Origin of the sequence: Oceanospirillum sediminis (assembly GCF_014164585.1) — a bacterium.
In the GTDB taxonomy this organism is placed as follows: domain Bacteria; phylum Pseudomonadota; class Gammaproteobacteria; order Pseudomonadales; family Halomonadaceae; genus Oceanospirillum; species Oceanospirillum sediminis.
The window spans coordinates 80,356-93,377 of sequence record NZ_JACJFM010000013.1 but is presented as its reverse complement, the minus strand read 5'-3'; the positions used below and the strand labels follow the sequence as shown (position 1 = coordinate 93,377).

Genomic DNA, 13,022 nt, shown 5'->3' with positions numbered 1-13,022 from the left:
CTGGCAGCTAAGTAAAGGTAGTTCTATGCAGCGTTCAGTGACAGAATTTCTCCGTCCACGCGAAATCAAGGTCGAAGAAGTAAGCACGACTCGTGCGAAAGTGATCCTGGAGCCCTTCGAGCGTGGCTACGGTCACACTCTGGGTAACGCATTACGTCGTATTCTTCTGTCTTCTATGCCGGGTTGTGCCGTAGTAGAAGCTGAAATTGACGGTGTTTTGCACGAGTACAGTGCGGTTGAAGGTGTTCAGGAAGATGTTATCGAAATCCTGCTTAACCTGAAAGACGTAGCAGTTATCCTGCACGGCCGTGATGAAGCTGTGCTGACGCTGAATAAGAAAGGTCCTGGTGCAGTGACCGCTGGAGATATCCAGCTGGATCATGATGTTGAAATCGTTAATCCAGAGCACGTAATTGCTCACCTGAACGATGGTGCAGAATTCAAAATGCAGATCAAAGTTCAGCGTGGTCGTGGTTATGAGCCAGCTGATGCGCGTCAGTCCGCTGAAGACGAAAGCCGTTCTATCGGTCGTCTGCAGCTGGATTCGACCTTCAGCCCGGTGCGCCGTGTGTCTTACGTGGTAGAAAGTGCTCGTGTAGAGCAGCGTACAGACCTGGACAAGCTGATTATCGATCTTGAAACGGATGGCACTTTAGATCCTGAAGAAGCGATTCGTCGTTCTGCGACTATCCTTCAGGAACAGTTGGCTGCCTTTGTTGATCTTGAGACTGACAAAGAGCAAGAACCCGAGGAAGAAGAAGATCAGATTGATCCGATTCTTCTGCGTCCGGTGGATGACCTGGAACTTACCGTTCGCTCTGCAAACTGTCTGAAAGCCGAGAACATCTACTATATTGGTGACCTGATTCAGCGCACCGAAGTAGAGCTGCTGAAGACGCCGAACCTTGGTAAGAAGTCTCTGACAGAAATCAAGGATGTACTGGCCTCTCGCGGTCTGTCTCTGGGTATGCGGTTAGAAAACTGGCCGCCAGCAAGTATTAAGGGTGACGATAAAGCTTCGGCTTAATCCGGTCATCACGGTTTGGTAAGGAACTGAAAAATGCGTCATCGTAAGAGTGGTCGTAAATTTAATCGTAACAGTTCGCACCGTAAAGCCATGTTCAAAAACATGGTTGTATCTCTGGTGGAGCACGAACTGATTAAAACTACACTGCCAAAAGCTAAAGAACTGCGTGGCCACATTGAGCCTCTGATCACTTTAGCTAAGAACGACTCTGTAGCGAATCGCCGTCTGGCATTTGCACGTACTCGTTCTGATGCAGCTGTAGGTAAGCTGTTCACTGATCTGGGTCCTCGTTACCAGAATCGCCCTGGCGGTTATGTTCGCATTCTGAAATGCGGCTTCCGTCCTGGTGACAACGCGCCAATGGCGTATGTTGAACTGGTAGATCGCCCAGTTGCAGAAGCAGACGACGAGTAAGAAATTACTCACAAAACCGGCCTGAGTGGCCGGTTTTTTTATGCCTGAATTTTGACATTAATCTCTTATTGTCTGGCAGGCAAAAAAATACCGTATCTGACGATACGGTATTTTTAATTGTAAACGTGCTCTGAGTGCTTTATTTCTTCAGCATCGGCTTCAGGAAGCGCCCGGTATGTGACACATCCAGTTTGGAAACCTGCTCTGGTGTGCCTTCCGCGATGATCAGCCCTCCCCCGGAACCTCCTTCAGGTCCAAGATCTATCAGCCAGTCTGCTGTTTTTATCACATCCAGGTTATGCTCAATTACCACAATGGTATTTCCGTGGTCTCTCAGACGATGCAGTACCTGCATTAACAGCTGAATATCTTCAAAGTGCAGACCTGTGGTTGGTTCATCCAGAATATAAATGGTTTTACCGGTATCCCGCTTCGACAGCTCTTTTGCCAGTTTTACCCGCTGAGCTTCACCACCTGACAAAGTGGTCGCACTTTGCCCCAGACGGATATAGGACAGGCCGACATCCATCAGCGTCTGAAGCTTTCTGGCCAGCGCTGGCACTGCACTGAAAAACTCCAGTGCATCTTCAATGGTCATCTCCAGTACTTCATGGATGTTTTTGCCCTTATAGCGTACTTCCAGCGTTTCCCGGTTATAACGTTTGCCCTTACAGACATCACAGGGCACGTAGATATCGGGTAAGAAGTGCATCTCTACTTTGATAAGACCATCACCCTGACAGGCTTCACAGCGGCCGCCTTTGACATTAAAGCTGAAACGACCCGGTTTATAACCTCGGGAACGGGCTTCCTGAGTCCCTGCAAACAGCTCCCTGATCGGGGTGAAAATCCCGGTATAGGTAGCAGGGTTTGAACGTGGTGTCCGGCCAATAGGGCTTTGATCAATATCGATCACCTTATCAAACAGATCCAGACCTTCAATACTTTCATGAGCAGCCGGTGACAGGCTGGTATTGCGGTTCAGTTCTCGGGCCAGAATAGGATACAAAGTACCATTGATCAGGGTGGATTTACCGGAGCCTGATACCCCGGTGATACAGGTGAATAACCCGGCGGCGATATTCAGATCAACACTTTTCAGATTATTGCCACTGGCCCCTTTCAGGCCGAGCATTTTTTCTGGATTGGCGGGTATTCTGAATTTAGGTACTGCAATTTCTTTCTTACCCGACAGATACTGGCCCGTGACGGATGCTTCGTTGGACATAATCTCATCAGGCGTTCCCTGAGCAATGACCTGGCCGCCATGAACTCCGGCACCCGGACCTATATCCAGTACGTGATCTGCGCAGCGAATAGCATCTTCATCATGTTCCACCACGATTACAGTATTACCGAGATCTCTCAGATGAGTCAGAGTATTAATCAGACGTTCATTGTCACGCTGGTGAAGACCAATGGATGGCTCATCCAGAATGTACATCACACCGACAAGGCCTGCACCAATCTGGCTGGCCAGGCGGATACGCTGAGCTTCACCGCCGGACAGGGTATCTGCACTGCGCTCCAGATTCAGATAATCCAGCCCGACATTGACCAGAAACTCCAGTCTCTGACGTATCTCGGCCAGAATTTTAGCGGCAATTTCTCCTTTGCGACCTTCCAGTTGCAGATCTGTGTAATAACGATATGCATCACCAATCGGCATATGAGTAATAGCAGGTAGATTTTTGTCAGCCACCAGTACATGACGGGCTTCTTCGCGAAGACGAGCGCCATGACAGCTGGGACAGGGCTGAATACTCAGATATTTGGACAGTTCTTCCCGAACCATCTGAGACTCGGTATCCCGATAGCGACGTTCCATATTAGGAATGACCCCCTCAAATGGATGTGAGCGGGTAACCTTGTCGCCTCTGTCATTAATGTAGATAAACTCAAGTTTAGTTTTACCACTGCCATTAAGCACTTTATCTTTGGCATCATCTGGCAGCTCCTGCCAGGGCGTTTCCAGTTTAAAGCCATAATGGCTGGCCACTGAGCTGAGCATAGAGAAGTAATATACACTGCCTCTGTCCCAGCCTCTGATCGCCCCCTGAGCCAGACTGAGTGTCGGGTCCGTGATCAGTTTGCTCTGATTAAAAAACTGATGAGTGCCCAGGCCATCACAGCGTTGACAGGCCCCAGCCGGATTATTGAAGGAGAACAGCCGTGGTTCCAGTTCCTGAATAGCATAACCGCACTCAGGACAGGCAAACTTAGAAGAAAAGGTGATATCGTCCTGATCACCATCCATAAAGTGAACAATCGCCAGGCCATCGGCCAGATGCAGAGCGGTTTCAAAGGACTCTGCCAGGCGCAACTGTTGATCATCGCGGACCTTGATCCGGTCCACAACTACTTCAATGGTATGTTTTTTGTTTTTATCCAGTGCGGGTACTTCATCCAGATCCCAGACCTGACCATCAATACGCACCCGGACAAACCCCTGCCCTTTCAGCTCACCAAGCAGGTTGATATGTTCACCTTTTCTGGCGCGTACTACCGGGGCCAGAAGCATAATTTTGCTGCCCTCAGGCAGTGCCAGTACCTGATCCACCATCTGGCTGATCTCCTGGGCTTCAAGCGGGAGATCATGAGTCGGACAAAAAGGAGTACCGGCACGGGCATATAACAGGCGAAGGTAATCATAAATCTCAGTAATGGTACCGACAGTCGAGCGAGGGTTATGAGACGTGGACTTCTGCTCAATAGAAATTGCAGGAGATAAGCCTTCAATATGATCTACATCGGGCTTTTCCATCATGGATAAAAACTGTCGGGCATAAGTGGATAGTGATTCTACATAACGTCGTTGTCCTTCTGCGTAGAGGGTATCAAATGCGAGGGATGACTTTCCTGATCCCGACAGGCCGGTAATGACCACCAGTTTGTCGCGGGGGATATCAATATTGATGTTTTTCAGGTTATGGGTGCGGGCACCACGGACCAGGATTTTATCCATTGAATCGAACCACTCAGACAGTATAAGACGAGAACCTAACGGCGACAGCTGAGCGCCGAAGGAGCACAGTAAGATCAAGCATTATAGAGTGCTGGTTCAGGCTTCGATAGACCCCTGTATATCTGAACAGGAAAAAATTAACAGAATCCGGTAATGAGGTGGTATTAGCGGGGGGATAAAGAGTAAAATGTCCGGCTATCCTGAGCGTGCGTGCTGACATTATGCGTTCAGAGATAACAGGTCTTGCGTGTCATGAAAGAGGTAAAACGCGTCCATGAATATTGAGTCGATGACTACAGGTGAGCGCCGTGCAGTATCCGGTCTGGCGGGTTTATATGCATTACGTATGCTGGGTCTGTTTATGGTGCTCCCGGTGTTATCGATCTACAGTGCTGACCTGGCCGGTGCCAGCCCTGCTCTGATCGGTATGGCCATTGGAGGCTATGGTCTGACTCAGGCTTTGCTGCAGATTCCCTTCGGTTTTCTGTCCGATAAAGTAGGCCGTAAGGCCGTGATTGTCGGAGGACTGATACTTTTTATCATCGGTAGTATTGTTGCCGCAATGTCTGAATCTATTTATGGCGTGATTATTGGCCGCTGTCTGCAAGGCAGTGGAGCGATTGCCAGTAGTATTATGGCGCTGTTATCGGATCTGACCCGTGAACAGATGCGCACGAAAGCGATGGCTGTAGTTGGTATGAGCATAGGACTCTCCTTCTCCGTGGCTCTGGTACTGGGGCCTGTGATTTCTCAGCCATTTGGTCTGGCCGGTCTGTTCTGGTTTACAGCGGTGCTGGCAACACTGGGACTACTGGTGATCTGGAAATGGGTGCCAACACCACAACTCTATGCGCCTCAGCGTGAGGCTACCGTACAGACAGCACAGCTGAGCGATATTCTGAAACACCCTGAATTGCTGCGTCTTGATCTGGGAATTCTGATTCTGCACCTGATTATGACGGCTACCTTTGTGGTAATCCCTTTACGCCTGCTGGAGCTGGATATGCTGGCCAGAGACCACTGGATGGTTTACCTGCCCATCATGGTGCTGTCTTTCCTGGCGATGGTGCCTTTCATCATTGTGGCTGAGAAAAAGCGCAAGATGAAACCCATCTTCCTACTGGCGATCAGCCTGGTTGCACTATCTCAGCTGTTAATGGGGCTGATGACCTCTGACAGCCTGACCGCTTTGCTGGCACTGATGTTTATGTACTTTATGGCCTTCAACCTGTTGGAAGCCAGCTTACCCTCTCTGATCAGTAAAATTGCCCCGGCAGGACAAAAAGGCACGGCTATGGGGGTTTACTCCAGTAGCCAGTTTTTTGGTGCTTTTATTGGTGGTGCGCTGGGTGGCTGGATGTACGGTGCAATGGGCATCGATGCGGTACTGATCATGTGTGGTGTTCTGGCGATTATATGGGCTGTTGCAGCGATGGGTATGCAACCACCAAAACACCTGACCGGCAAAGTAGTCGATGTCCCGGAGACAGAACTGAATAAAGCTGATGACTTCAGCGCCCGCCTGCTGGCAGTACCAGGGGTGGAAGAAGTGGTGATCGTTCTGGATGAAAAAGCCGCTTATATGAAAGTTGATAAAAATTCTTTAGACGAACAGGCACTGGCAACAGCCTTAGCCTGACTCAAATTATCCGGAGAAAATTATGTCCCGTGGTATTAATAAAGTCATTCTGGTTGGTAATGTGGGTCAGGACCCTGAAGTACGTTACTTGCCGAATGGTGGTGCGGTAGCCAACGTTTCTATCGCAACCAGTGAAAGCTGGATGGATAAAAGCAGCGGTCAGCGTCAGGAAAAAACAGAATGGCACCGTGTGGTCTTCTTTGGCAAACTGGCTGATGTGGTAAGCCAGTATGTGAAGAAAGGCTCCAAGCTGTATGTTGAAGGTAAACTGCAGACTCGTAAATGGCAGGATCAGAGCGGTCAGGATCGCTACACGACTGAAATCGTGATTGATGGTTTCAACGGTGTAATGCAGATGCTGGACAGCCGTGACGGTATGGGCGGCGGTGCGTCGGCCGGTATGCCTCAGCAGGGCGGTTACAATAATGGCGGATTTAACAACAATCCGGCCGCTCAGCCTATGCAGCAAGCCGCTCCACAGCAGAACTACCAGCCTCAGTATCAGCAACCTGCTCAGCAACCAGCGGCAACGCCACAGCCTGTACAGCAGCCCGCTCAGGCGCAACAGCCAGCTCCGGTACAGCAACCAGCACCTCAGCAGGCTGCTCAACAACCTGCTCCGGCTCCGCAGCAACAGGCGTCACCTCAGCCGGGTAGTCAGTTTGGTTCTCCTGCCAGCAATCCAGGCCAGAGCTTTGATGACTTCGACGATGATATTCCATTCTGAATGATATAAAGGTCATTAGATCTGTTGATATCGTGAGTGAAAATAGCTGCTCTATAATTTTAGCGCAGCTATTTTTTTACTCAGTCTACAAGAATCAGTTAATAATTAGCAGCTTCAGGTTCGCTCAAGGCGAGAGATAAAATCTTTAAGATTACGAAGGTTTTTCTCTGAGGCTGCACTTTTCTCAACACCATGCATCAGCTCTGCCAGAGAGAAATAATGATGCTCCCAGTCCTGAAAAGAGTTTTCTGTCCCCATTGTAATGATGATAACTGTGCCTTTTTTCACGCAATCAACAATGAGAGCCTTTTGCTGAACGAAAGTATGTCCAGGCATCGCTGGTGACATCAATTCGAAAGATATGTAAGTGATACATCTGGGGTAAATGAATGAGCAAAGCGGTTTTTTCAAAGACGTCTTCAACAGACGTTGTGCTGGAAGATGCATTTTGGGAAGCAGATAACGGCTGGGATGAATATTTTCTGAACCGAAGTGTTTGGGTGCATATGGATGAATACTGCCCTCATCTGCTTGGGGATGAAGACTACTCCCGAATTATTATTCATTCAGGTAATAATAGTGGCTGGAAATATAGCCGAAGGCTAAAGGATAGAGATCTTGTCCATGCTGTTTTTGCTGAGATAAAGAAACCTGTATCTGAAAAAAATTTGATCGAGCTGGGTTTCGAGAAGTGGTCTGGGTCTTATGCTTAGCGTTGGTGTACGTAGTGCTGCCATAGCTGTTTTTTTCAGCAAACAGTTTGTTATGAGCCTAAAAAAGCCCATATAGCTTCCTCTATATGGGCTTTCATATCTGGTTCGTCGCTGGTGCTTAACGCGCCACTTCCATATGTCGATTTGAACGTTGTTCCAGGATGCGGAATAACTGAATAATCACCATACTCATCAGCAGGTAAATCACACCGGCAGCCAGGAAGATCTCAATCGGAGTGTAAGTTCTGGCAATAATAGTACGGGCCATGCCGGTCAGGTCCAGCAGAGTAATGGTTGAGGCCAGCGCACTGCCCTTCAGCATCAGAATCACTTCATTACCGTAAGCGGGCATGATCATACCCAGTGCTCTGGGCAGCATGATGCGTTTATATAGCTGTACTTTACGCATACCGATACTTTTCGCTGCTTCTACTTCGCCACGAGGTACGGCACCCAGAGCACCACGCAGAATCTCTGCAGTATAAGCGGCTGTATTCAGTGAGAAGGCGATAATGGCACACCAGTAAGGTTCTCTCAGGTAAGGCCAGAGACTGCTTTCACGGATGGATTCAAACTGGGCGATACCGTAGTAAACCAGAAAGATCTGTACCAGCAGAGGTGTACCGCGAAAGAAAAAGATATAGGCGTAGGGAATCGCTTTTAACCACAGGCGGTGTGAGTGCCGGGCCAGGCCAATCGGTAAAGCCAGCAGTGAGCCGATAATACCGGAGACGACAACCAGCTCTATAGTGGTAATAGCCCCTTGTAACAGGCGCGGAAAATACTGAACGATTACTTCAAAATCCATCAGGCACGCCCTCCCCAGCGATTAGTACGTTTTTCCATGTAGTGGATAAAGATCATAGAGACGATGGTCAGGCTCAGATACAGAAAGGCCGCTGCGCTATAGAACAGGAAGGGTTCTTTTGAGTAGCTGACCGCTTCACGGGTTTTCATCATGATATCGTGCAGGCCGACAACAGAGACCAGAGCGGTATCTTTCAGCAGGACGAGGAAGAGATTTCCCAGTCCGGGCAAGGCCAGTTTCCAGACTTGTGGCAGGATAATACGGAAGAAAATTTTAACCGGAGACATACCGATACTGAGACCGGCTTCCCGTTGTCCTTTCGGAATAGCAATAATGGCGCCGCGCAGTACTTCACTGGCATAGGCTCCAAAGGTCAGGCCGAGGGCAATGACACCCGCAGTAAACGGACCGATTTCGATATATTCGTCGTAACCAAACTGACGGGCAATGGCCATCAGCAGGTTGGCTGTGCCGAAGTAGATAATCAGCACGGTTAGCAGTTCCGGGATACCCCGAATCACATTGGAGTACAAAGTAGCAATTTTCTGGGCCACCTTGTTATCAGACAAGCGTGCGGTGGCGGCCAGTGTACCCAGTATCAGGCCAACGACCAGGCTGGCCATCGCCAGTTCAATTGTGATGGCTGCACCTTGCAACAGCTGGTCACCAAATCCTCTGAGATCAAACATCACAGATTCCTCTTATGTATACCGGTTCTTAGTTATGCCGGATTCAGACCACAGGAAGCCACCGGGTATCAGGCCCGGTTATCTGCAATCCGAATGAATATGGCGGTGATCAGTAGATGGTGGACAGGAATTCGCGACAGCGTTCTGATGTCGGGTTTTCAAACACCTGCTCCGGAGAGCCGAATTCTTCTACCTGTCCCTGATGCAGGAACATAATCTTATTGGAAACTTCACGGGCAAACGCCATTTCGTGGGTAACGATCAGCATGGTACGGCCTTCGCAGGCCAGATCACGCATTACGCCCAGTACTTCGCCTACCAGTTCCGGGTCCAGTGCTGAAGTGGGTTCATCAAACAGCAGTACCTGAGGGTCCATTGCCAGTGTACGGGCAATAGCAACACGCTGTTGCTGGCCGCCGGAGAGCTGGGAGGGATAAAAGTCTTTACGTTCTGACAGGCCAACTTTAGCCAGTAGTTCTTCGGCATAGGCGACGGCCTGATCTTTACTCTGGCCCAGTACCTGGGTCGGGCCTTCGATGACGTTTTCAATCAGAGTCTTATGGGGCCAGAGATTGAAGTTCTGAAATACAAAACCAACTCGTGAGCGCAGATGTGCCAGCTGCTTATGGTCGGCTGATTCCAGATCACCACTTTTGCCCCGGCTCAGGGCCAGTTTCTCGCCAGTAATCCAGATTTCGCCTTCAGTGGGGGTTTCCAGCAGATTGATACAACGAAGAAAGGTACTTTTGCCGGAACCGCTGGAGCCGATAATTGAAATGACGTCATGTTCGTGAGCCTGAAGATCAATACCCTTCAGAACCTCCAGATCGCCAAAGGATTTATGGATGTTTTTCAGACTGATTGCACTGTTTTCAGGCATATTATTATTCTCTGTGTTGCCAGTATCACCGGTTGCGGACTGCCGGAAGATAGCTGATCTTTATTATGATGTGGACAGGATCGAAGTGCCGTATTTGCCGTTGGTACACTTCAGACCGTCATCAGGTATTATGAGTGCTATGCTGGTCGGGTTAGCCGGCCTGGCCGTTATCCTGAATGGGTAAATACCAGAGATAGCAGCTCGCAGCATGAAATTAACAAATTACTCATGCAGGTTATTTTGAAAATCGGCCATTGATTTCACTACCAGCGACCCGGTTTTGAGTGACAATCATGCAGGGAACACTGAATGCTGGTTCTAACATACAGATTTTAAAGTCTTTTCATTTACCTTGTGTCGTTTGTAACCGGGATCGGGCCATCATCGGCTGTTCCTGATATTCCCCTTCCTGCATGCGCTTGCGTTCTTCCCTGGGGGTCAGGCCATAGTGATTACGGTAGGCGGTACTGAAATAGGAAGCACTGGAGAAGCCACAGGCCAGACCCACCTGGAGCACGGGTTTATCACTGCGACGTAACATCTGCCGGGCTTTTTCCAGTCGCAGTTCCAGATAGTATTTTGATGGTACCGTCTGCAGATGTTTTTTGAACAGACGCTCCAGATGGCGGCGGGAGACTCCGACATGATGGGCCAGATCATCAGCACTTAGCGGTTCTTCAATATTTGCTTCGATCAGCTGAACCGCTTCAATCAGTTTTGGCTGACTGACGCCAATACGGGCTTTCAGAGGAATGCGCTGTTGATCATCACTGGTGCGCATACGTTCACAGACAAACTGTTCTGATATGGATGCGGCCAGATCCATGCCGTAGCGTTGGCTGATCAGGAACAGCATCATATCCATCGCTGCTGTACCACCACTGCAGGTATAGCGTTTGCCATCAATTTCATACAGATTGTTGGTGACCTGAGTATGAGGGAAGTCTTCTCTCAGGCTATCCAGATCCCACCAGTGAATGGTGGCTTTGTGATCATTAAGCAGACCCGCGCAGGCCAGCAGATATGAGCCTGTGCCTATGCCACCCAGAGCGATGCCCGTGGTACGCTGCTTGCGCAACCAGGCAATAATCGCTTCGTTACCAGTGCGGGCGATCGGGCTGGCCCCACAGACAAAAATTGCATCCAGTGCAGGAATATCATCCAGACTGTAATCCACCAGAGTTTGCACACCAAAGCTGCTGGCAACCGCGTCTCCATCATGACTGATCAGCACCGTCTCATAATGTTCTTCACCGGTTACCCAGTTGGCCATACGCAGCGGTTCGATGGCAGAAGAGAAAGCAATCAGAGAAAAATTGGGCAGCAGCAGAAAGCCATAGCGTAATGTAGAGGGCTGCGTTTTTCTGTCGGCGCCGGATTGCTGACCTGAAACTGGGCTGGAACTGAACAAAAGTACAATCTCCTGAATAAATCCATCAGACAGAATGATGCGAATGTGAGAATACCTGTTTACGGGAACGATAACTGCTGACGACAAGGCAAATGTCAGCTTAGAGCAAGTTTATGTCGCGCTACAGAAAATCTGGCTATGTTCTCTGGCGGCAGTTTTGTCGATACTGTATATAACGATTGATCCGAAGCGATTCTGAAACGACAATCTGCACGTCCGCTGAAATAAACGGCCCTTTATATTCAAAGCATAGCCTGCCACCAGGCTGTTTTTCGCAGATTAAGTCAGTGCGGAATATAAGACCGGAAAAGGCATATATACAAAAGTATATGACAAAAGGCGCGTAGTGTTTCACAGTGAATTGCGTGCGTACAGATTTACCAGCATGAGGCTGGTCAGTAGATGACAATAAAAGATCCGGCCCTGTTTTACGGTCCGGCAAGAGAGGTAGATACCGGTATGACCACAGAAAAAGTAACCCGCGCTCTGTTTGATGAGGTAATGGTGCCTAACTATAACCCGCAACAGATGGTACCTGTGCGTGGTGAAGGTTCCCGAGTATGGGATCAGGACAATAATGAGTATATCGACTTTGCCGGTGGTATTGCGGTAAATGCGCTGGGCCATTGTCATCCTGAGCTGGTATCGGTACTGAAAGAACAGGCAGACCAGCTGTGGCACCTGAGTAATGTTTTCACGAACGAGCCTGCTCTGCGTCTGGCGAAGAAGCTGACAGATGCTACTTTTGCCGATAAAGTTTTCTTCTGTAACTCAGGTGCAGAAGCTAACGAAGCCGCCTTTAAACTGGCTCGTAAGTATTCTTACGATAATTTCGGACCAGAGAAGAACGAAATCATCTCTTTCAAACAGGGTTTCCATGGCCGTACTCTGTTTACGGTATCTGTCGGTGGTCAGCCTAAATACCGTGAAGGTTTTGAACCGGCACCGGAAGCGATTACCCACGCTGAATTCAATAACCTGGATTCTCTGAAAGCGCTGATCAGCGATAAAACCTGTGCTGTTGTGCTGGAGCCGACTCAGGGTGAAGGCGGTGTTCTGCCGGGCACAGAAGCCTTCCTGAAAGGTGTACGTGAGCTGTGCGATCAGCATAATGCGCTGCTGGTATTTGATGAAGTGCAGACCGGTGTAGGCCGTACCGGCTATCTGTATGCCTATATGGCATCTGGTGTGATTCCGGATGTACTGACTACGGCGAAATCTCTGGGTGGAGGTTTCCCGATTGGCGCTATGCTGTGCAGCGACAAAGTGGCACCAAGCCTGGGCTTTGGTACCCACGGCAGCACCTACGGCGGCAACCCTCTGGCCTGTGCCGTAGCAGAGAAAGTACTGGATATCATCAACCAGCCAGAAGTACTGGAAGGTGTGAATGCTAAGAATGCGATCTTTGTTGAAGAACTGAATAAGCTGAATGAGCGTTTTGGTATCTTTAAAGAAGTACGTGGCAGTGGCCTGTTGATTGGTACTGAACTGATTGAACAGTGGCATGGTAAAGCCGGTGAGTTCCTGGCCGCGGCCCGTGAACAGGGACTGATGATGCTGGTAGCAGGCCCCAATGTGATCCGTTTTGCTCCATCACTGATTATTCCGGATGAAGATATTCGTACCGGTATGGCAAAACTGGGTGCTGCGATTGCTCAGGTTCTGGAGAACGCTGAAGGCTAAGCCTGTCTGATGCGAATGCTTTCGAGCTGAACAATAAAATGGCCGCTTGATAAAGCGGCCATTTTT

Annotated in this window: 12 protein-coding genes; 6 read left to right on the top strand and 6 right to left on the bottom strand. The window is 49.3% G+C overall.

Features of this window, described 5'->3' with window-relative positions:
* Positions 1 to 25: 25 nt before the first annotated feature.
* Both H4O21_RS11730 and rplQ read left to right on the top strand, forming a co-directional pair.
* A complete protein-coding gene (locus H4O21_RS11730) occupies positions 26 to 1,027 on the top strand; it encodes a DNA-directed RNA polymerase subunit alpha (RefSeq protein ID WP_182809060.1) in 1,002 nt (333 codons plus the stop codon).
* A 33-nt stretch (positions 1,028 to 1,060) separates the two neighbouring features.
* Entirely contained in the window at positions 1,061 to 1,441 is a 381-nt protein-coding gene (rplQ, locus tag H4O21_RS11725) for a 50S ribosomal protein L17 (protein WP_182809059.1), read from the top strand.
* 139 nt (positions 1,442 to 1,580) lie between these two features.
* Here rplQ and uvrA read toward each other — a convergent pair whose 3' ends face one another.
* The gene (gene uvrA / locus H4O21_RS11720; protein WP_182809058.1) at positions 1,581 to 4,406 is read right to left on the bottom strand and encodes an excinuclease ABC subunit UvrA; all 2,826 of its coding nucleotides are present in this window, start codon (positions 4,404 to 4,406) and stop codon (positions 1,581 to 1,583) included.
* A gap of 274 nt (positions 4,407 to 4,680) precedes the next feature.
* On the opposite strand from uvrA, the gene H4O21_RS11715 reads away from it, so the two are divergent.
* Together H4O21_RS11715 and ssb are read left to right on the top strand one after the other, a co-directional pair.
* A complete protein-coding gene (locus tag H4O21_RS11715; protein WP_220495630.1) occupies positions 4,681 to 6,045 on the top strand; it encodes an MFS transporter in 1,365 nt (454 codons plus the stop codon).
* Positions 6,046 to 6,067: 22 nt separating this feature from the next.
* The gene (gene ssb, locus H4O21_RS11710; RefSeq protein ID WP_220495629.1) at positions 6,068 to 6,772 is read left to right on the top strand and encodes a single-stranded DNA-binding protein; all 705 of its coding nucleotides are present in this window, start codon (positions 6,068 to 6,070) and stop codon (positions 6,770 to 6,772) included.
* Positions 6,773 to 6,886: 114 nt separating this feature from the next.
* Here the strand turns inward: ssb and H4O21_RS11705 are convergent, their stop codons facing one another.
* Positions 6,887 to 7,060 carry a PIN domain-containing protein gene (locus H4O21_RS11705; RefSeq protein ID WP_182809057.1) on the bottom strand — a complete coding sequence of 58 codons (174 nt, stop codon included), beginning with the start codon at positions 7,058 to 7,060 and terminating at the stop codon, positions 6,887 to 6,889.
* 101 nt (positions 7,061 to 7,161) lie between these two features.
* Between H4O21_RS11705 and H4O21_RS11700 the strand changes: the two genes are divergently transcribed.
* Positions 7,162 to 7,485 carry a hypothetical protein gene (locus H4O21_RS11700; protein WP_182809056.1) on the top strand — a complete coding sequence of 108 codons (324 nt, stop codon included), beginning with the start codon at positions 7,162 to 7,164 and terminating at the stop codon, positions 7,483 to 7,485.
* Between the two features lie 118 nt (positions 7,486 to 7,603).
* Here the strand turns inward: H4O21_RS11700 and H4O21_RS11695 are convergent, their stop codons facing one another.
* The 4 genes from H4O21_RS11695 to H4O21_RS11680 form a co-directional block, all read right to left on the bottom strand.
* Complete coding sequence (locus tag H4O21_RS11695; protein ID WP_182809055.1) at positions 7,604 to 8,293, bottom strand: ABC transporter permease; 690 nt, start codon at positions 8,291 to 8,293, stop codon at positions 7,604 to 7,606.
* On the bottom strand, positions 8,293 to 8,982 hold the full coding sequence (locus tag H4O21_RS11690) for an ABC transporter permease (RefSeq protein WP_182809054.1): 690 nt from the start codon (positions 8,980 to 8,982) through the stop codon (positions 8,293 to 8,295). Before H4O21_RS11690 ends, H4O21_RS11695 begins: the two co-directional genes overlap by 1 nt.
* Positions 8,983 to 9,091: 109 nt before the next feature.
* Entirely contained in the window at positions 9,092 to 9,862 is a 771-nt protein-coding gene (locus H4O21_RS11685; protein WP_182809053.1) for an ABC transporter ATP-binding protein, read from the bottom strand.
* A 343-nt stretch (positions 9,863 to 10,205) separates the two neighbouring features.
* Entirely contained in the window at positions 10,206 to 11,273 is a 1,068-nt protein-coding gene (locus H4O21_RS11680; protein ID WP_255487277.1) for a GlxA family transcriptional regulator, read from the bottom strand.
* A gap of 459 nt (positions 11,274 to 11,732) precedes the next feature.
* Here H4O21_RS11680 and H4O21_RS11675 point away from each other — a divergent pair, with 459 nt between their 5' ends.
* Positions 11,733 to 12,956 carry an aspartate aminotransferase family protein gene (locus H4O21_RS11675; protein WP_182809099.1) on the top strand — a complete coding sequence of 408 codons (1,224 nt, stop codon included), beginning with the start codon at positions 11,733 to 11,735 and terminating at the stop codon, positions 12,954 to 12,956.
* Positions 12,957 to 13,022: the final 66 nt, after the last annotated feature.